The organism is Micromonospora sediminimaris (assembly GCF_016863575.1).
Lineage (GTDB): Bacteria > Actinomycetota > Actinomycetes > Mycobacteriales > Micromonosporaceae > Micromonospora > Micromonospora sediminimaris.
In genome coordinates this window covers 121,589-139,806 of record NZ_BOPD01000017.1, presented here as the reverse complement: position 1 = coordinate 139,806, position 18,218 = coordinate 121,589, and the positions used below count along the sequence as shown (strand labels likewise).

The following is an 18,218-nucleotide window of genomic DNA, read 5'->3' as shown; positions in this document are numbered from 1 at the left end:
GAGGCGGAACTCGGGTGGACAGCGCAACGGTGGTCGTCGGGATCGACAACGGTGGCACGACCAACAACGCCACCGTGCTCACGCTCGACGGACGATTCCTGGTCGACCGCCTGGTGGAGACGCCGAGCCGGGTGCAGGAGGGCCCGGAGGCGGCGGTGGCGGCGATGGCGGACGCCTTCGACGGCGTGCTGGCCCTCACCGGGGTGCCCCGCGAACAGGTCGGTGCGGTCGGTCTGGACACGCCCGGTCCGGCCAGTGCCAGCGGCGTCATCTCGTCGAAGGGCTCCACGAACTTCTCCCAGCCGGCCTGGCGCGGCTATGACGTGCGGGGCGCCCTCGAACGTCGGCTCGGGCTACCGGTGGTCTACCACAACGACGGCAACGCCGCTGCGCTCTACGCCCATCACGTCCACTTCGGGGCCGACGCGATGCGGCGCTCGTCAGTGTCGGCGATCGTCGGCACCGGACTCGGTGGCGGCCTGGTCGAGCACGGCCGGGTGATCTCCGGCGCGGCGGGAATGGCCGGCGAGTTGGGGCATGTGCATATTCCGATGAATACCGTGTTGGCGCCGGGCCAACCGGTGCCGATCTGCGCCTGCGGCTTCGCCGGTGACGTCGAGAGCGTCGTGTCGTTGACCGCGATCGAGCACAACCTGTTGCCGTACTGGTTGACCCGCTTTCCGGGGCATCCGCTGATCGGCGAGTCACCGGAGCGCGCGGCGAAGCTGGTACGCGGCTACGGCGAGCGGGGCGACGAACTGGCCCGGGAAGTCTTCGCCCAGCAGGCGAGGGCGCTCGCCGCGCTGTTCACCATCGCGTCGAACTTCACCGATCCGCACGCGTACTTCGTCGGTGGTGGGGTGGTGGAGACGGACGCGGCGTTCCGCGACTGGTTCCTGGCCGCCGTGCGCGAGCACACCCTGCTCCGGGCGGAGCAGGCCGCCCTGGCCACCTTCGCGCTGGTGCCGGACCGTGACATGGCTGGCGCGCGGGGCGTGGCGCTGGCGGCGCTGGAGGCGGTCCGTGCGCTGCCGTCGCCGCCACCGCTGGTCGGCGACTAGGCGGAGGGGCTGACCGGGCCGGCGGTGCCCTTACCGGCCCGGTCAGCGGCTCTGGGGTGCGGTCCCTCCGTGGCTCAGCGGGTCGGCGGAGCCTGGGCGAAGGCGGTCCACGCCGACGGCCGGAAGATCAGCAGCGGGCCGTGCGGGTCCTTGGAGTCGCGTACGGCGACAGTGCCGGGGACGACCGCCATCTCGACGCAGGCGCCCTCGTCACCGCTGTGGCTGCTCTTGCGCCAGCCCGTCACGGCCGCCGCGGCGTTGGTCGTCGGTGTCATCGCATTACCGTCCCTTCAGGAGTTTGAAGATTGCCTCGCGGCTGTCCGTCGGGCTGAGCGCGACGGTGCGCAGGTGCTCCATGATCTTGGTGCAGGTACGCAGGTCGCCGGGACGGTCGAGGATCATCTGCCCGGCGACCGTCTCCACGGAGGCGATGATCGGGTCCTCCGGGTCGGCGAATTCGAGGATGTGCAGGGAGCCCCGGGTGCCCCGGTGGTAGCCGGCGACCAGCGGGATCACCTGGACGGTGATGTTCGGTAGCTCGCTCATCTTGAGCAGGTGGCTCAGCTGACCCTGTTGCGCGGAGTCGTCACCCACCGGACGAAGCAGCGCGGCCTCGTCGAGAATCGCGTCGAAGATCGGCGGGTCCTCCTCGAAGATCCGCTGTTGCCGGTCCAGCCGCATGCGCACCCGCTCCTCGACGTCGTTGTCGCTGAGGGTGTGTGGCCCGCCCCGCATCACGCCGCGGATGTAGTCGGCGGTCTGCAACAGCCCGGGCACCACCGACGGCTCGAAATTCGCGATGGCGACGGCCTCGGCCTCCAGCGCGATGAAGTCGATGGTGCGCCGGTCGAGCAGGTACGAATAGGACACCCACCAGCCGGGCTTGCGCGCGTCCTTGGCGAGCTGGACGGCGGCCGCGACCTCGTCCGCGCCGACTCCGTAGAGGGTGAGCAGCGCGCGCACGGTGGCTGGGTTGACCAGGGTCTGCGCGTTCTCGTAGCGGGAGAGCGTGCTGCGGGTGCTGTTGATCTCGTCGGCCGCGGTCTCCAGGGTGAGGCCGGCGGCCTCCCGATGGTGGCGCAGGGCGATGCCCAATCGACGGGCACGTGCGGTCTTCGGAGCCATGTATAGATGGTCGCACGTATTTGGGAAGCTGTACATGAGAGAACGCCAGTGAGAGTTGCATTCATGCCCATGGAGCTGTCAATCTGTTAGCGCGTCCTCACCGCCGGTTGTCGTGGCGACGGTGGTGGTGAGCGACCGGAGGGGATGAGGCGCGCGGCGGTCGGGTTTTCCCCCGTACCCGACCGCCGCGTGCCACGCCAGGAGGTCGGCTACCGGAAGGGAATCGACGTGCAGACTGGTCAGCGGGTTTTCGGCGAGCGCCGGGACGGCCGGCGATGACACGTTTCCTGGTGGTGCTGACCGACGTCCGTCCGTACGAGGTGGATGGTCGTAACGAGCGGCTGGCCCCGGAGCGTCGCCGCCAGGTGGTCGGCGCGAACAGTCGCGAGGCCGCCGATCGGATCGCCGGCGCCTTCATGGCGCTCGGCATGGTGCGGGCCGGCCGGCAGCGGGTCAAGGTGCTCGCCATCGGACGCCGGCACGCGTACGGCGAGCGTGAGCTGGCCGGCTGACCTCGATCGCCCGATCACGTTCCGTATATGGCTTGTTGACCGTTTGCGGCCGTTTCGCGTTCCCGCAGGGTATCGGCTACCCCCATCCGCCACGCACAGTAAGGTCATCCGGGAGAGCGCCAGCAGTGCGTCCCGGAAAGGTGATCACAGTGACCACCCCAGGCAAGACCCGCGTGGCGATCGTCTTCGGCGGCCGCAGCCCGGAACACGGCATCTCGTGCGTCAGCGCCGGCAGCGTGCTCGGCGCGCTGGATCCGGACGAGTTCGAGGTGGTGCCGGTCGGTATCACCCGGGCTGGCCAGTGGGTGCTCACCAACGGCGACCCCGGTCAGTTGGCGATCAGCGCCCGTCGGCTGCCGGAGATCACCGCGGAGTCCGGCACGGACATCGTGCTGCGCACCGACCCCACCGGCGGCGGGCTGCTCGTGCTCGACCCGACCGAAGGGCCCCGGGCGCTCGCCGACGTGGACGTGGTCTTCCCCGTGCTGCACGGCGCCTACGGTGAGGACGGCACCATCCAGGGCATGCTGGAGATGGCCGGCATCCCGTACGTCGGGGCGAAGGTCTTCGCCTCGGCCGCCGCGATGGACAAGGAGTTCACCAAGAAGCTCTGCGCCGCCGAGGGCATTCCGGTCGGCCCGTACGCGGTGCTGCGCAGCGGAACCACGCTTAGCGAGGCGGACAAGCAGCGGCTGGGCCTGCCGGTCTTCGTCAAGCCCTCCCGGGCCGGCTCGTCCTTCGGCATCACCAAGGTCAACGACTGGGCCGACCTGGACACGGCCCTCGCCACCGCCCGGGAGATCGACAGCAAGGTCCTGGTCGAGGGCGCCATCGTCGGCCGGGAGATCGAGTGCGGCGTGCTGGAGGGCGAGGCCGGCGGCGCGCCGGAGGCGTCCGTGCTGGCCGAGGTCCGGGTGGTCGGCGACTACGACTTCTACGACTTCGAGGCCAAGTACATCGACGCGGAGTCCGCCTGCGAGTACGACATCCCGGCCGACCTGCCGGAGCGGGTCACCCGGCAGGTGCGCGACTACGCCGTACGCGCCTTCACCGCGCTCGACTGCGCCGGCCTGGCCCGCGTCGACTTCTTCGTCACGCCCGACCTCGACGTCTACCTCAACGAGATCAACACGATGCCCGGCTTCACGCCGACGTCGATGTTCCCCCGGATGTGGGCGGCGGCCGGCCTGGAGTACCCGAAGCTTGTCGACCGGCTCATCCGCACCGCGTTGACCAGGGGGCCGGGGCAGCACTGAGCCTCCGCCCCGGCTCTGATCCGCTGCGTCAGGAGGTGCAGCCGGACGGTGCCGTGCCGGACGACCGGATCGACTCGACGATTGTGGCGGAGACCGGGGAGGCCCACTGCAACGCCTCGCCGTAGAAGTGCGGCACCCGCAGGGTCACCGCGGTCTCCCGGTCGACGGTGGTCAGCTCCGTCACGTCGGGCCCCTCCACCGCGTACCAGCAGACCGAGTTGACCAGGTAGAGGTGGTCGTCGGGCTTCACCTCCGGCTCATCGCCACCGCAGGCCACGGTGAGCGCCGGGTCGCCGTACGCGGCATTCTGCTCCGGCCCGGCGCTCACCGGGCGCTGCGGCAGGTCGCGGATCGAGTCGGGCAGCTGGGACAGCAGGGCGCGGCAGACGACGGTCGGGCGCTCGCCAAGCTGAGGGGCGGCCATCTCGACCGGCGCCGTGGAGACCGGAGCGGGCGTGGTCGCCGACGGCTGCGGCGCGGCGGCCGGTTCCTCCGGCGAGAGGTTGCCCAGCGCGAGCGCACCCACCAGCAGGGCCACCGGCACCGCCACCGCCGTGGCGATCAGCGCCGCGCTGCGGTTGGTGCGGTCGGGTGCCTCAGCGCCCGGGCGGTCAGCCTGGGCGACGGGGGATTCAGCGTGCTCGTCCACTTACAGGCGCACCACCGAACACGTGAGGGTGCGGGTGATGCCAGGCACCATCTGCACCTTGCTGACAATCAGTTTTCCGAGCTCGTCGACGGTGTTCGCCTGGGTGAGCACGACCACGTCGTACGGCCCGGTGACCGCGTCGACGCGGACCACGCCGGCGAGATCAGCGATGAGACCGGCCACGTCACGTGCCCGGCCGACCTCTGTCTGGATGAGGATGTACGCCTGTACCACGACTCGACCTCCCTCCGTCGCCGCCTGCCAGGCGGCCCGAAGGGAGAAAGTACCTTACGGACCAGGGCAGACCCCGATCGGTGGCCAAGGAGAAGCAGTGAGCGAGCGCAGCGAGCGAACCATCAGGTTCAGGGCGGTGTCGTCGTGAGTGTCGCGGGTGTCGGCGAGTTCGGGCTGATCGACCGGGTCACGGCCCGGCTGTCGTACGGCCCGACGGTGCTGCTCGGCCCCGGTGACGACGCCGCAGTGGTCGCCGCGCCGGACGCCCGGGTGGTCGCCACCACCGACGTGCTGGTCGAGGGGCGGCACTTCCGCCGGGACTGGGCCGGTCCGCACGACATCGGCCGCCGGGCGGCGGCGGCGAACCTCGCCGACGTGGCGGCCATGGGCGCGGAGCCGACCGCCCTGCTGGTGGCGCTCTGCGTACCGGAGGACGTCGACACCGGCTGGCTGGAGCAACTTGCCGACGGGCTCGGTGCCGAGGCGGCCGGTGTCGGGGCCAGTGTGGTGGGCGGGGACATGTCGGCCAGCCCCACGCTTACCATCGCGGTCACCGCGCTCGGCAACCTGGGCGGTCGGTCCCCGGTGACCCGGGCCGGTGCCCGACCCGGTGACCTGCTCGCCCTGGCCGGTCGCACCGGGTACGCGGCGGCCGGGTTCACCGTGCTCTCCCGTGGCTTCCGGACGCCCCGGCTGCTGGTCGAGGCGTACCGGCGACCGGAGGTGCCCTACCCGGCCGGGCCGCAGGCCGCCCGGCTCGGCGCCACCGCCATGATCGACGTCTCGGACGGGCTGCTCGCCGACCTCAGGCACATGGCGAAGGCCAGCGGGGTGGCCATCGACATCGCCCGGGACGCCTTCGAGGTGCCGCCGCAGATGCGTGACGCCGCGCAGGCGCTCGGCGTCGACCCGTACGCCTGGCTGTTGGCCGGTGGCGACGACCATGCGCTCGCCGCTACCTTTCCCCCGGCGACGGCCCTGCCCCCGGGCTGGCGGGCGATCGGCCGGGTAGCCGTGGGCTCCGGTGTGACGGTGGACGGCCGACCGTTCGACGGGCCGGCCGGATGGGACCATTTTCGCTGACCGCAGGCCACCCCGCAGGGCGCTGCCAGCCGCGTCGTACCCTGCACGGGTGCACGAAATCGAGATCCACACGGTGCCGTTCGACTCGCCGGAGGCCCAGCGGTTGATCACCGCGACCCTGGCTGACCTGAGCGCCCGGTACGGCGGCAGCGGCGACGAGACCCCGGTCGACGCGCGCGAGTTCGTGCCGCCGGCCGGGGCGTTCCTGGTCGCCCGGATCGACGGACAGCCGGTGGGCTGCGGCGGCTGGCGCAGCCACGGCGAGGAGACCGCCGAGGTGAAGCGGATGTACACCGCGCCGGAGGCCCGGGGGCGGGGCGTGGCCCGCACTGTGCTGGCGGCCATCGAACGCTCGGCCCGTGAGCACGGGCGCCGACGGATCATCCTGGAGTGCGGTGACCGGCAGCCCGAGGCGATCGCGTTGTACAAGGCGGCCGGCTACGAGCGGATCCCCAACTTCGGCTTTTACGCCGACGAGCCCGGCTGCCTGTCGTTCGGTCGCACGCTCTGAGTATCCCGCTCGCCGCGCACCCGACACCGGCCTGCGGACACGTCAAAACCGGCGTGCCCGCTGGGGCCCGCCGGTTTTGACAGTCGTGATGTCCGGGTGCTACCGCGTCAGGCGCGGGCGACCTTGCCGGCCTTGATGCAGGACGTGCAGACCTTCAGCTTCTTGGTCGTGCCGCCACCGGCCGGGGTGCGCACCGACTGGATGTTCGGGTTCCAGCGGCGGTTGGTCCGCCGGTGCGAGTGGGACACGTTGTGGCCGAAGCCCGGCCCCTTGCCACAGACGTCACACACGCTAGCCACGGGATACTCCTGGGATTGAAACGTTCATGAGGTCGGCACCAGGCGCAGCCCGGGCAACCTGGCCAGGGTACCCGATGCGGAAGTCGCCTGCCCAACCGGGCTCGGCCACCGCGACGGCGCAGCAGGCGATGCGGACGGCAGCGCGCCCGCGAACCTGATCCGGACCGGACCCGCCCGGTGTCGGGCGAGTGTCAGCGTACGCCAGTAGGCTGCCACCGTGCTGGACACCCTCGACGCCGCCGCCGTGCGCCGCTGGTGCGCCAGCGGCCTCGCCGCGCTCAAGCGGCACCAGGGTGAGATCGACGAGCTGAACGTCTACCCGGTGCCCGACGGTGACACCGGCACCAACCTGGTGCTCACCCTCACCTCCGCGCAGCAGGCGCTGGCGATGGATCTCGACACCCACGCCGACGGCATGTCGACCGCCCACGGGCACGCGTTGCGCCTGATGGCCCGGGGTGCCCTGCTCGGCGCGCGGGGCAACTCCGGGGTGATCCTGTCGCAGATCCTGCGGGGTCTCGCCGACACTCTGGCCGCCGTCCCGCAGGTGCGGGGCCGGGAGCTGGCCGCAGCTCTGCGGGAGGCCACCGACGCGGCGTACACGGCGGTGTCCCGCCCGGTCGAGGGCACTCTGCTCTCCGTCGTCTCGGCCGCCGCCGACGCGGCCGAGCAGGCTGGCAGCGACGAGCTGCGCGTGGTGGCCCGGGCCGCGGCAAACGCCGCGGCCGGCGCGCTGGCCCGCACCCCCGAGCAGTTGCCGGCGCTGGACCGGGCTGGGGTGGTCGACGCCGGTGGGCAGGGGCTGTGCCTGCTGCTCGACGCCCTCGTCGAGGTGGTCACGGGGGAGAACCCGGTGCGGCCGGCGCCCAGTCCTCCGCTGGTGCGCCCGCCGGTCACCGTCGCCCGGGAGACCGGCTCGGCCGAGTACGCCTACGAGGTGCAGTTCCTGCTCGACGCCGAGCCCGCCGCGGTGGAGCGGATGCGGGAGACCCTGCTCACCATCGGCGATTCCCTGGTGGTCGTCGGCGACCAGGGCACCTGGCAGGTCCACGTGCACGTCAACGACGTCGGCGCGGCGATCGAGGCGGGTGTGGTGGCCGGCCGCCCGCACCAGATCGCGGTGACCCGCTTCGTCGACCATCCGGAGCCCGTACCGTCCCGGTTGCCCGACGGGCGGGCCGCCGTGGTGGTGGCCGCCGGCGCCGGGATCGCCGAGCTGCTCGCCGCCGAGGGCGCGGTGGTGGTGCCCGGCAACCCTTCGACCGGTGAACTGCTCGACGCGGTACGCGCCACCGGCGCGGCCCGGGTGGTGGTGCTGCCCAACGACCCGGACGCGCAGGCGGTGGCCAACCAGGTCACCGAGGAGGCGCACCGGCTGGGGGTGGAGGTGGCGGTGGTGCCGACCCGGTCACCGGTGCAGGCGCTGGCGGCGCTCGCCGTGCGCGATCCGCAGCGCCGCTTCGCCGACGACGTGATCGCGATGGCCGAGGCCGCCGGCGCCTGCCGGTACGCCGAGGTGTGCCGGGCCGGCCGCGAGGCGCTCACCGTCGCCGGCCCGTGCCGCGCCGGTGACGTGCTCGCCCTGGTCGAGGGCGAGGTGAATCTGATCGGCGCCGACCTGGTGGACACCTCCGTCGCGCTTGTCGACCGGATGCTCGGCGGTGGCGGCGAGCTGGTCACCCTGCTCGTCGGGGCCGACGCGCCCGACGGGCTGGTCGAGGCGGTGCGCGCGCACCTCACGGCGCGCTGGCCGTTCGTGGAGGTGCAGGTGTATCCGGGCGGGCAACCACACCATCCCCTGCTGGTCGGTGTCGAATGACCGCCGATCCGTCCGACCTGGACACGCCGCTGAAGAAGCTGGTCGGGGAGAAGACCGCCAAGGCGCTGGCCGGCCATCTCGACCTGCACACCGCGGGTGATCTCATCTACCACTTCCCCCGCCGCTACGACGAGCGTGGCGAGCACACCGACATCCGCGCGTTGGACGTCGGCGAGCAGGTCACCGTGCTGGCCCAGGTGCAGCGCACCGCCGTACGCCCGATGCGGCAGCGGCGGGGCAATCTGCTGGAGGTGACCGTCGGCGACGGCTCCGGCGGCAGCCTCACCCTCACCTTCTTCGGCAACCAGGCGTGGCGCGAACGCGAGCTGCGGCCCGGCCGGTGGGGACTGTTCGCCGGAAAGGTCACCGAGTTCCGCGGCCGGCGGCAGCTCAACGGGCCGGAGTACGTCCTGCTGGGGGAGCAGACCGACACCGAGGCGGCGGCCAGCGAGCAGATCGAGGAGTTCGCCGGTGCGCTCATTCCGGTCTACCCGGCCGCTGCGGCGGTGCCCACCTGGGTGATCGCCCGCTGCGTACGGGTGGTGCTGGACACGGTGGCCCCGCCGGAGGATCCGTTGCCGGCGACGGTACGGGCCAGCCGGAACCTGGTCGGTCTGGGCACCGCCCTCCGGGAGATCCATCGGCCGTCCAGCCGGGAGGAGCTGTACCGGGCCCGTCGGCGGCTGAAGTGGGACGAGGCGTTCGCCGTGCAGGTGACCCTGGTCCGGCGCAAGCGGGACGCCGCCGCGTCCCCCGCGCGTCCCCGGCCCGGGCGGTCGGGCGGTCTGCTCGACGCGTTCGACGCCCGGCTGCCGTACGAGCTGACCGCCGGCCAACGTGACGTCGGCGTGGAGATCGCCGCCGACCTCGCCACCGGTCATCCGATGCACCGCCTGTTGCAGGGCGAGGTCGGCTCCGGCAAGACAGTGGTGGCGCTGCGGGCGATGCTCCAGGTGGTCGACGCGGGCGGGCAGGCCGCGCTGCTGGCCCCGACCGAGGTGCTCGCCGCCCAGCATCACCGGGGCATGCTCGACCTGCTCGGCCCGCTCGCCCAGGCCGGCGAGCTGGGTGCCGCCGAGCACGCCACCCGGGTGGAACTGGTCACCGGCTCGCTGGGCGCGGCGGCCCGGCGTCGGGCGCTGGCCGAGGTCGCCAGCGGCGCGGCCGGCATCGTGCTCGGCACCCACGCCCTGCTCTACGAGGGGGTCGACTTCGCCGATCTCGGTCTGGTCGTGGTCGACGAGCAGCACCGGTTCGGCGTCGAGCAGCGGGACGCGTTGCGGGCCAAGGCGGATCAGCCGCCGCACGTACTGGTGATGACCGCCACCCCGATCCCTCGTACGGTGGCCATGACGGTCTACGGCGACCTGGAGATCTCCACGCTGTCCCAACTTCCGCGCGGTCGTTCACCTATCGCCTCGCACGTCGTACCGGCCGCGGAGAAGCCGGCCTTTCTCGACCGTGCCTGGCGTCGGCTGCGTGAGGAGGTGGCCGCCGGTCACCAGGCGTACGTGGTCTGCCCCCGGATCGGAGATTCGACGTCCGGGGCCGAGGAGGAGCCGCCGACGGTCGACGACTCGGAACGGCGGCCACCGCTGGCGGTGACCGAGGTCGCGCCGTTGCTGGCCGACGGGCCGTTGCACGGTCTGCGGATCGGGGTCCTGCACGGCCGGCTGCCGGCCGACGAGAAGGACGCGGTGATGCGGTCCTTCGCCGCCGGTGAGCTGGACGTGCTGGTGGCCACCACGGTGGTCGAGGTGGGGGTGGACGTACCCAACGCGACGATGATGGTGGTGCTGGACGCGGACCGGTTCGGCGTCTCGCAACTGCACCAGTTGCGTGGCCGGGTGGGCCGGGGCAGCGCGCCCGGGCTCTGTCTGCTGGTGAGCGAGGCGGCCGAGGGCAGCGGGGCACGGGAGCGGCTGGACGCGGTCGCCTCCACCACGGACGGTTTCAAGCTCGCCGAGCTGGACCTGGAACAGCGGCGGGAGGGGGACGTCCTGGGTGCCACCCAGTCCGGCCGTCGTTCGCACCTGCGCCTGCTGTCGTTGCTGCGCGACGCGGACCTGATCCGGGACGCGCGGGCGGAGGCCATCGCGTTGGTCGAGGAGGATCCGGAGCTGACCCGGCATCCGGCGCTCGCCGCCTCGGTGGCCGCGCTTGTCGACGCCGACCGCGCCGAGTACCTCGAAAAGGGCTGACCGAGCCGCTGGCCCCGCCGATCCCCGCGCGCCGACCGCCGCGAACCTGCCCGGGACAGCGAACCGCCCCGGTCACCCGTGGAACGGGGTGACCGGGGCGGGCACGCTCAGCTCGGCTCAGGCGGTGAAGTGGATCCGCCGCCGCCGTGCCATCACGAACAGGACCGCGCCCAGCGCCAGCAGGGCGATCGCGCCTGCGGCGATGCCGCCGGCCGCAGCGCCGGTCACCGGCAGGCCCGGCTCCTCGTCGCCGCCGCCACCGCCGCCGCAGCCCTCGGGGGCGTAGACGACCTCAAGCTCCAGGCCCAGCTCCGGCAGGACGACCAGCGCCGCCTCCTCGTCACCGGCCGGGAAGGTGACCTTCTCCGACGAACCCGGCGCGACGGTACGGGTCTCGGTCTTGTCGCCGTAGGTGAACTCGACCTTGACCGGCATGCCACCCTCCGGGTTCGACGCGGTCAGCCCGAAGGTCTCGCAGTCCGCGTCGGTGGTCACCGTCGGCAGCGGGCAGTCCTCGGGACGCTCCCAGGAGTAGGTGCCGTTCTCGATGACCTTGCCGTCGACCAGCACCTCGATCTTGCCGGCGTTCTCGGCGGGCACCACGGTCTCGTTGTCGGCCTCGCCCGGCGCGACGGTGACGGTCTTGGACCAGCCGTTCTCGGCCCGGACCTCGAACTCGACCGGGTACTTGGAGATCGAACCGTCGTTGCTCAGCGAGACGGTGACGCTGCCGTCGCAGGCGGAGGAGAAGGTGGACGCCGGGGTGGTGCAGTTCTTGCTGCCGCCGTTGTACCAGCCCTGCGGGCCCGAGGAGCGGTTGCCGGGAGCACCCTTCTCGCCGAGCTTCTTGGAGCCGTAGCGCGGGCCGTCCTCGACCAGCGGGTCGATGACCTCGTCGACCCCGCCCCAGATCAGGTCGACCTGGGTGTGGCAGTCCGGGACACCGACGTTCAGCTCGATCTCGGTCTGGCCGGCACCGAGGAAGTCGCTGTCCGGCTCGCCGTAGACGTACTGCGGGGTGGCGAACTGCGGGCGCGGCGCGAAGTACGACACCAGGGTGAAGTACTGCTTCTCGTCACCGCACAGCGGCAGGTCACCCGCCAGCTTGACGGTCGCGGTGCCCTTCGGGCCGTCGAAGGTGTGGCTGTACTTAGCCTCGCTGGCGTCGACGCACTTCGGCGCCGGGGTGCACGCCCCGTCGCGGTCGAGGTTGATGCTGCCCTCGTTGCTCGCGCGGGCGTTGTTCTTCTGCCAGACCGCATCCACCCGCAGGGTGGCGCGGGTGGTGTCGCCCGGCACCCGCTGGACAGCCTCCACGAAGGAGTTCTTGGGAATGACGACGCTGTGCAGCGGCCGGCTCTCGTCGGCGCGCACCTGCACGGTCACGTCGGTGTTGGGGTTGGCCGTGACCTTCGTGATCGTGGCGTCCTTGTTACGTTCGCTGTTCTCCACCTTCCACGTGATCACCCGCTCACCACTGAGCTGGTCGCAGACGGCGGTGGCGGTGATGGTGGTGTGGTGAGCGCTGGCGGGGGTGGCCACCGCCGCTGCTCCGGTCAGGCCGATGAGGGCGGCTGCCAGGACAGCCAGCGGCCGCCGCAGCGACAGCTTGGGTCGGATCACGCGTACTCCCGGGGTGAAGATGCGTCTGGGTCGGCGCGGGCGGGACGGACGGCGCTGGCGGCACGTGCCGCGCCTGAGAGGGTGCCTCCCTTGCCGATTACCGGCGGCAATGCGCCGGCACCGGGCAGACCCTAGCGAGATCGCGAGAAACGAAACAGCCCTCAGGGAAGCTTAAGTGAGATGTTGTCAATTCGAGATTATTGATATACTCATAGTGATCATTCGGAGGCGGCACGCTCCGCTGTCCCGTCTGGACCGGCACGCCGTCGCGATGCGGCTCCGTCGACCCGAGGCTGGTCCGCTGTCGCGTAGCGTCAGGAAGGTGAGCAGGAGCGAGCGATGACCCGCATCGTCGCGGGCAGTCTGGGTGGCCGGCGGATCGCCGCCCCGTCGGGTGCCGGCACCCGACCCACCTCCGACCGGGTACGCGAGGCGTTGTTCAGCGCGGTCGAAGCCGAGGTGGACCTCGACGGGATCCGCTTCGCCGACCTCTACGCCGGCTCGGGCGCCGTCGGCCTGGAGGCGCTGTCCCGGGGCGCCGCGCACGCGCTGCTGGTCGAGTCCGACCCGCGTGCGGCCAGGGTGATCCGGGAGAACCTGGCGGCGCTGCGGGTCGGCACGTCGGCCCGACTGGTCACCGGCAAGGTCGCCACCGTGCTGGCCGCCGGTGCGGAGGGTGACCCGTACGACGTCGTCTTCGCCGATCCGCCGTACGCCCTGCCGGACGATGGCATCCGCGCGATGCTCGCCGCTCTGGTGGACGGGGGTTGGCTGACGCCGGAGGCATTGGTGGTGGTGGAGCGGTCCAGCCGTGGCGGACCGGTCGAGTGGGTGGAAGGCATCACTGGCCAGCGCAGTCGCCGGTACGGCGAGACCACCCTTTGGTACGGTCGCCGATCATGAGACGTGCGGTGTGTCCCGGATCGTTCGACCCGGTCACCAACGGTCACCTCGACATCGTCGGCCGGGCCAGCCGGCTGTTCGACGAGGTGATCGTCGGCGTACTGGTAAACCAGTCGAAGAGTGGCCTGTTCACCGTGGAGGAGCGCATCGACATGCTCCGGGAGGTGACCGCCTCCTACGGCAATGTGCGGGTGGAATCCTTCCGGGGCCTGCTGGTGGACTTCTGCCGGGCGCAGCGGGCGACCGTGCTCATCAAGGGTCTGCGGGCGGTCAGCGACTTCGACTACGAGTTGCAGATGGCCCAGATGAACATCGGCCTGGCCGGGGTCGAGACGCTGTTCATGCCGACCAACCCGCTCTACTCCTTCCTCTCGTCCAGCCTGGTCAAGGACGTGGCCAAGTGGGGCGGCGACGTCACGCCCCACGTCCCGGACGTGGTCCGCGACGCCCTCAAAGCCCGCCTGGTCCCCCCACCAGCCTGACCACGAGCCGCCCTCGCATACGCGATCTTGCAGTTCCGGTCGCCCTTCTGTCGCTTTCGATGTGGTTTGCGGGGACGGAAAGTGCAAGATCGCGAGGCGGGGTGGGGCGACACGCCCGGGGAGAGGGCGGTGCGGGGTTGGTGCGGGACGACATCATGGGTGAAGCGGGAAACCGGCCGCAGCCCGCATGATGTAGGTCGGCCCGACGAACGACAGGAGTGAGGTACCGGTGGACCCGCTCGACCGCATCGACGAACTGATCACCATCGTGGAGCAGGCGCGCTCCGTGCCGATGTCGCGCAACAACTGCATGGTCGACCGGGGTGAGATGGTCGCGGCCCTCGACGAACTGCGCGCCGAACTCCCTGCCGACCTGCGCCGCGCCGCCGCCCTGCTGGAGGAGCGTGACAAGATCATGGAGGCCGGCAAGCGGGAGGCCGACCGCATCATCAGCGAGGGTGAGGCGGAACACGCCCGCCTGGTCTCGGTGAACGAGATCACCGTCTCCGCCGAGCACGAGGGCGCCCGGATCATCGCCGAAGCACGGGCGGAGGCGCAGCGGCTGCGCGAGGAGGTCGACGACTACGTCGACACCGCCTTGGCCAACTTCGAGCAGTTCCTCACCCGGGCGCTGGCCTCGATAGAGCGCGGCCGGGACAAGATGCATGCGCTGCGGGAGATCGGCACCTTCGCCGGCGACGAGGCGGAGCGTCCGCTGCCCTTCTGACCACCACACGGGGTCGTCGAACGGATCGTCCGCTGCCGGCCGGACTGTCCGCCAGTGCCGGGATCATCCGCTGCTCCCGGTGCCGGGACGGCCGGTCACCCCCGATTCGACGCTGGAGCGTCCGTCCAGGTAACCTCGTTTGTCGGCCTCTCACCGGCCGGAGTCTGACTATGCCCAAGAACTCACCCACTTCACTCGACCCCAGGTCGCCGCTGGTCCTCGACACGAGGGAGCTGCCGCGTCGACCTGGTGCTCTGCGTACCGTCGAACGGGTGGTCCCGGCACCGTCGGACCTCGGCGTGGAGTTGATCGGCGTGCCGGAGGGCGCGGGCCTCGACCTCGATCTGCGGATGGAGTCGGTGTCCGAGGGTGTGCTCGTCTCGGGGACCGTCAGCGGTCCGATCCAGGGCGAGTGCAGTCGCTGCCTGCGCGAGATCAACGACTCGGTGACGGTGACGATCCAGGAGCTGTACGCGTACGAGAACAGCACCACGGACGCCACCACCGAAGAGGACGAAGTGGGTCGAATGCAGGGAGACCTGATCGACCTGGAACCGGCGTTGCGGGACGCGGTGGTGCTCGCGCTGCCGAACAATCCGCTCTGCCGCCAGGACTGCCCAGGTCTGTGCCCCGAATGCGGGGTGCACTGGGACGATCTGCCGGCCGATCACAGCCACCAGCAGATCGACCCGCGTTGGGCGGGCCTGTCGCAACTGACCCGTACAGAGGAGTAAGAACCGTGGCCGTCCCCAAGCGCAAGATGTCGCGCAGCAACACCCGGTCCCGCCGGGCGAACTGGAAGGCCGCGGCGGTCGCGACCGTCGCCTGCCCGCAGTGCAAGTCCGCGAAGCTGCCGCACGCCGCCTGCTCGGTCTGCGGCACCTACAACGGCCGCCAGGTCCTTGAGGTCTGACCCGGACGGCGCGTGACGTCTCCGACCACAGGTCGGGTGACGCACACCCCCCGGCGATCGCCCGCAACTCCGGCCGACGCCGGCCGGTCCAGGCCGGTCGGCGTCGAGACGGAGTCGGGCATCGCACGGATCGCCGTTGACCTCCTCGGCGGGGACGAGGCTCCCGCCGTCGTGGTGGACGGCGCTCTGCGGGCGGTGTGCGACGACCCGGACCTGCACCTGCTTCTCGTCGGGCCGACCAGGGCCGCCGGCGCGCTGATCGACGCCCTGGACCCGGCACAACGGGACCGGATCACGGTCCGCCCGACACACTCCGTCGTCGAGATGGCCGACGACCCCAGCGCGGCACGCGCCGAGACCACCGTCCGAGCGGCCGTGGCGGCGGTTCGTGCCGGGTACGCCGACGCGGTGGTCTCCGCCGGCTCCACCGGCGCAACCGTCACCGCCGCCGCCCTCGGCCTCGGACGCTGGCCCGATGTGCGGCGCCCGGCCCTCGCTGCCGCGCTGCCCGCCGTCTCCGGCACCGTCGTCCTGCTCGACGTCGGCGGCTCACTGGAACCGAACCCGGCGACTCTCGCCCGGCACGCCGCGCTCGGTGCCGCCTACGCCGCAGTCGCCCACGGCGTCGCCGCGCCCCGGGTGGGGCTGCTCTCCGTGGGCACCGAAGCCGGCAAGGGTGACCGTGCCCGGCGGCTCACCGACCCCGTGCTCAGCGCGGCGGCACTGCCCGGCGAGGCCCGCTACGTCGGGCTCGTCGAGGGGTACGACGTCTGCCTCGGCACGCGGGCCGATGTGGTGGTCACCGACGGTTTCACCGGTAACGTGCTGCTCAAAGCCGTCGAAGGCGCGTACGCGATGGCCGGCGGGACCCCGCCCGGTGGCGGCGCGCCCCGGGCGGCCGCGCTGCTCGGCGTGGCCGGCACCGTCGTCGTCTGCCATGGCGCCGCCCGCGCCGATGACATCGCCTCCGGCATCGCCCTGGCCGCCCGTCTCTGGCGGCGTGACGCCACCGAGCGGGTCGCCGCGCTGCTCGCCGAGAACCGCACCGATCGCACGACCGACACCGAGGTACGCACATCATGAGCAACGACAAGCGTCGGCGGCCGGCAATCGGCCACCTGGAGGCCGCCTTCGGCGTCTCACTGGATCCGGAGTTGCTGGAACGCGCGCTCACCCACCGTTCGTACGCGTACGAGAACGGCGGGCTGCCCACCAACGAGCGGCTGGAGTTCCTCGGCGACTCGGTGCTGGGTGTGGTGATCACCACCGCGCTCTTCCAGAACCACCCCGACCTGCCCGAGGGCCAGCTGGCGAAGCTGCGGGCCAGCGTGGTCAACATGCGTGCGCTAGCCGACGTGGCACGCGGCCTGGGCCCGGACGGGCTCGGCCCCTACCTGCTGCTCGGCAAGGGCGAGGAGACCACCGGGGGTCGGGACAAGGCCAGCATCCTCGCCGACACCCTCGAAGCGCTGCTCGGCGCGATCTACCTCCAGTACGGCCTGGACACCGCCGCCATCGTCATCCACCGGCTGTTCGACCCGCTGATGGCCGAGTCCGCCGGCCGGGGCGCCGCGCTCGACTGGAAGACCAGCCTTCAGGAACTGACCGCCGCGCTCGGCCTCGGCGTTCCGGAATACCGGATCGAGGGCACCGGGCCCGACCACCTGAAAACCTTCACCGCCTGGGTGGTGGTCGCCGGCAACCGGTACGGCGGTGCTGACGGGCGGAGCAAGAAGGAGGCCGAGCAGCGGGCTGCGGAGTCGGCGTGGCGGACCCTCACCGAGCAGGCGGAGGCGACCGCCGACGGCCAGGATGGGGCGACCGCCGATGGCCGGACCGGTACGACCGCCGACGGGTCGGCAAACGAGCAGGTGAACGTGGCGATGGACGGCCAGCGGAACGTGGTGGGCGAGGTCGGAGCCCAGGCGCACCATGCCTGAGCTGCCGGAGGTGGAGACCGTCCGGCAGGGCCTGTCCCGCTGGGTCATCGGCCGCCGGATCCACGCCGTGGAGGTGCGCCACCCCCGGGCGGTTCGTCGCCATGCGCCCGGCGGAGCGCACTTCGCGGACGTACTGGCCGGCCGGAAGGTGCTCGACGTCCGACGACGCGGAAAGTATCTCTGGCTGCCGCTGGACAGCGGGGACGCCGTCGTCGGACACCTCGGGATGTCCGGGCAACTGCTGCTGCAACCGACGGACGCGCCGGACGAGACGCATCTGCGGGTCCGGTTCCGCTTCGACGACGGCGGGCCCGAGCTGCGCTTCGTCGACCAGCGCACGTTCGGCGGGCTCTCGGTCAGCGAGGGCGGTGGCACACTGCCGGCGGAAATCGCCCACATCGCCCGCGACCCGCTGGACCCGGAGTTCTCCGACGCGGAGTTCGTGGCCGCGCTGCGTCGGCGGCGTACCGAGGTGAAGCGGGCGCTGCTCGACCAGAGCCTGATCTCCGGCGTGGGCAACATCTACGCCGACGAGGCGCTGTGGCGGGCCGGGCTGCACGGCACCCGGTCCACCGACGCGCTTACCGGCCCGGCCGCCCAGCGGCTGCTCGCGCACGTACGGGACGTCCTCGGCGAGGCGATCACCGCGGGTGGCACCAGCTTCGACGCCCTCTACGTCAACGTCAACGGCGAGAGCGGCTACTTCGACAGGTCGTTGAACGCGTACGGACGGGAGGGGCAGCCCTGCCGTCGCTGTGGCGCACCGATTCGCCGCGAGGCGTTCATGAACCGGTCGTCCTACAGCTGCCCTCGCTGCCAGCCGCGCCCCCGAATCAAGCCCCGCCCCTGACACCACCACCCCGGCCGGATGCTCCGCGAT

Annotated in this window: 21 protein-coding genes; 15 read left to right on the top strand and 6 right to left on the bottom strand. The window is 71.7% G+C overall.

What is annotated here, in order from left to right:
- The first annotated feature begins 14 nt into the window (after nt 1–14).
- Entirely contained in the window at nt 15–1,061 is a 1,047-nt protein-coding gene (locus Vse01_RS15305; protein ID WP_232511032.1) for an ROK family protein, read from the top strand.
- Nucleotides 1,062–1,135: 74 nt separating this feature from the next.
- Here the strand turns inward: Vse01_RS15305 and Vse01_RS15300 are convergent, their stop codons facing one another.
- The gene (locus tag Vse01_RS15300) at nt 1,136–1,336 is read right to left on the bottom strand and encodes a DUF397 domain-containing protein (RefSeq protein WP_093401729.1); all 201 of its coding nucleotides are present in this window, start codon (nt 1,334–1,336) and stop codon (nt 1,136–1,138) included.
- A 4-nt stretch (nt 1,337–1,340) separates the two neighbouring features.
- Entirely contained in the window at nt 1,341–2,186 is an 846-nt protein-coding gene (locus Vse01_RS15295) for a helix-turn-helix domain-containing protein (protein WP_093401728.1), read from the bottom strand.
- Nucleotides 2,187–2,461: 275 nt separating this feature from the next.
- Here Vse01_RS15295 and Vse01_RS15290 point away from each other — a divergent pair, with 275 nt between their 5' ends.
- Together Vse01_RS15290 and Vse01_RS15285 are read left to right on the top strand one after the other, a co-directional pair.
- Nucleotides 2,462–2,698, top strand: a complete 237-nt coding sequence (locus Vse01_RS15290) for a hypothetical protein (RefSeq protein ID WP_093401727.1) — start codon at nt 2,462–2,464, stop codon at nt 2,696–2,698.
- A 149-nt stretch (nt 2,699–2,847) separates the two neighbouring features.
- On the top strand, nt 2,848–3,954 hold the full coding sequence (locus Vse01_RS15285; protein WP_093401726.1) for a D-alanine--D-alanine ligase family protein: 1,107 nt from the start codon (nt 2,848–2,850) through the stop codon (nt 3,952–3,954).
- A 28-nt stretch (nt 3,955–3,982) separates the two neighbouring features.
- Here the strand turns inward: Vse01_RS15285 and Vse01_RS15280 are convergent, their stop codons facing one another.
- Nucleotides 3,983–4,603, bottom strand: coding sequence for a DUF3515 family protein (locus tag Vse01_RS15280; RefSeq protein WP_093401725.1), 621 nt, complete (start codon nt 4,601–4,603; stop codon nt 3,983–3,985).
- The gene (locus Vse01_RS15275; RefSeq protein ID WP_093401724.1) at nt 4,604–4,837 is read right to left on the bottom strand and encodes an Lrp/AsnC ligand binding domain-containing protein; all 234 of its coding nucleotides are present in this window, start codon (nt 4,835–4,837) and stop codon (nt 4,604–4,606) included.
- Nucleotides 4,838–4,981: 144 nt separating this feature from the next.
- Between Vse01_RS15275 and Vse01_RS15270 the strand changes: the two genes are divergently transcribed.
- Together Vse01_RS15270 and Vse01_RS15265 are read left to right on the top strand one after the other, a co-directional pair.
- A complete protein-coding gene (locus Vse01_RS15270; protein WP_093401723.1) occupies nt 4,982–5,920 on the top strand; it encodes a thiamine-phosphate kinase in 939 nt (312 codons plus the stop codon).
- Nucleotides 5,921–5,969: 49 nt separating this feature from the next.
- The gene (locus tag Vse01_RS15265; RefSeq protein ID WP_093401722.1) at nt 5,970–6,431 is read left to right on the top strand and encodes a GNAT family N-acetyltransferase; all 462 of its coding nucleotides are present in this window, start codon (nt 5,970–5,972) and stop codon (nt 6,429–6,431) included.
- 107 nt (nt 6,432–6,538) lie between these two features.
- Here the strand turns inward: Vse01_RS15265 and rpmB are convergent, their stop codons facing one another.
- Nucleotides 6,539–6,730 (bottom strand): 50S ribosomal protein L28, encoded by a 192-nt coding sequence (rpmB, locus tag Vse01_RS15260; protein WP_093401721.1) that lies wholly within the window; start codon nt 6,728–6,730, stop codon nt 6,539–6,541.
- 217 nt (nt 6,731–6,947) lie between these two features.
- Between rpmB and fakA the strand changes: the two genes are divergently transcribed.
- The gene (gene fakA / locus Vse01_RS15255) at nt 6,948–8,549 is read left to right on the top strand and encodes a DAK2 domain-containing protein (RefSeq protein ID WP_093401720.1); all 1,602 of its coding nucleotides are present in this window, start codon (nt 6,948–6,950) and stop codon (nt 8,547–8,549) included.
- Nucleotides 8,546–10,750: an ATP-dependent DNA helicase RecG gene (gene recG, locus Vse01_RS15250; protein WP_093401719.1), complete on the top strand. Its 2,205-nt coding sequence runs from the start codon at nt 8,546–8,548 to the stop codon at nt 10,748–10,750. The genes fakA and recG overlap by 4 nt, the downstream gene beginning before the upstream one ends.
- A gap of 117 nt (nt 10,751–10,867) precedes the next feature.
- Here the strand turns inward: recG and Vse01_RS15245 are convergent, their stop codons facing one another.
- Nucleotides 10,868–12,373 carry a cell wall anchor protein gene (locus Vse01_RS15245; protein WP_093401718.1) on the bottom strand — a complete coding sequence of 502 codons (1,506 nt, stop codon included), beginning with the start codon at nt 12,371–12,373 and terminating at the stop codon, nt 10,868–10,870.
- Nucleotides 12,374–12,712: 339 nt separating this feature from the next.
- Here Vse01_RS15245 and rsmD point away from each other — a divergent pair, with 339 nt between their 5' ends.
- The 8 genes from rsmD (at nt 12,713) to mutM (ending at nt 18,188) form a co-directional block, all read left to right on the top strand.
- Entirely contained in the window at nt 12,713–13,276 is a 564-nt protein-coding gene (rsmD, locus tag Vse01_RS15240; protein ID WP_093401717.1) for a 16S rRNA (guanine(966)-N(2))-methyltransferase RsmD, read from the top strand.
- A complete protein-coding gene (coaD, locus tag Vse01_RS15235) occupies nt 13,273–13,758 on the top strand; it encodes a pantetheine-phosphate adenylyltransferase (RefSeq protein ID WP_093401716.1) in 486 nt (161 codons plus the stop codon). The genes rsmD and coaD overlap by 4 nt, the downstream gene beginning before the upstream one ends.
- 229 nt (nt 13,759–13,987) lie before the next feature.
- On the top strand, nt 13,988–14,485 hold the full coding sequence (locus tag Vse01_RS15230) for an SPFH domain-containing protein (protein WP_093401715.1): 498 nt from the start codon (nt 13,988–13,990) through the stop codon (nt 14,483–14,485).
- A 170-nt stretch (nt 14,486–14,655) separates the two neighbouring features.
- Nucleotides 14,656–15,219: a YceD family protein gene (locus tag Vse01_RS15225; RefSeq protein WP_093401714.1), complete on the top strand. Its 564-nt coding sequence runs from the start codon at nt 14,656–14,658 to the stop codon at nt 15,217–15,219.
- 5 nt (nt 15,220–15,224) lie between these two features.
- The gene (gene rpmF, locus Vse01_RS15220) at nt 15,225–15,398 is read left to right on the top strand and encodes a 50S ribosomal protein L32 (protein ID WP_091435485.1); all 174 of its coding nucleotides are present in this window, start codon (nt 15,225–15,227) and stop codon (nt 15,396–15,398) included.
- A gap of 120 nt (nt 15,399–15,518) precedes the next feature.
- Nucleotides 15,519–16,481, top strand: coding sequence for a phosphate acyltransferase PlsX (locus tag Vse01_RS15215; protein WP_232511053.1), 963 nt, complete (start codon nt 15,519–15,521; stop codon nt 16,479–16,481).
- Complete coding sequence (gene rnc / locus Vse01_RS15210) at nt 16,478–17,338, top strand: ribonuclease III (protein ID WP_232511031.1); 861 nt, start codon at nt 16,478–16,480, stop codon at nt 17,336–17,338. Before Vse01_RS15215 ends, rnc begins: the two co-directional genes overlap by 4 nt.
- Complete coding sequence (gene mutM / locus Vse01_RS15205; protein WP_093401712.1) at nt 17,331–18,188, top strand: bifunctional DNA-formamidopyrimidine glycosylase/DNA-(apurinic or apyrimidinic site) lyase; 858 nt, start codon at nt 17,331–17,333, stop codon at nt 18,186–18,188. Before rnc ends, mutM begins: the two co-directional genes overlap by 8 nt.
- Nucleotides 18,189–18,218 lie beyond the last annotated feature (30 nt).

Bases quoted from the DNA above. Each gene is read 5' to 3' on its own strand.
- Vse01_RS15300 (WP_093401729.1), bottom strand. From the start codon at position 1,336: ATGACACCGACGACCAACGCCGCGGCGGCCGTGACGGGCTGGCGCAAG.
- Vse01_RS15295 (WP_093401728.1), bottom strand. From the start codon at position 2,186: ATGGCTCCGAAGACCGCACGTGCCCGTCGATTGGGCATCGCCCTGCGC.
- Vse01_RS15290 (WP_093401727.1), top strand. From the start codon at position 2,462: ATGACACGTTTCCTGGTGGTGCTGACCGACGTCCGTCCGTACGAGGTG.
- recG (WP_093401719.1), top strand. From the start codon at position 8,546: ATGACCGCCGATCCGTCCGACCTGGACACGCCGCTGAAGAAGCTGGTC.
- rsmD (WP_093401717.1), top strand. From the start codon at position 12,713: ATGACCCGCATCGTCGCGGGCAGTCTGGGTGGCCGGCGGATCGCCGCC.
- coaD (WP_093401716.1), top strand. From the start codon at position 13,273: ATGAGACGTGCGGTGTGTCCCGGATCGTTCGACCCGGTCACCAACGGT.
- Vse01_RS15225 (WP_093401714.1), top strand. From the start codon at position 14,656: ATGCCCAAGAACTCACCCACTTCACTCGACCCCAGGTCGCCGCTGGTC.
- rnc (WP_232511031.1), top strand. From the start codon at position 16,478: ATGAGCAACGACAAGCGTCGGCGGCCGGCAATCGGCCACCTGGAGGCC.
- mutM (WP_093401712.1), top strand. From the start codon at position 17,331: ATGCCTGAGCTGCCGGAGGTGGAGACCGTCCGGCAGGGCCTGTCCCGC.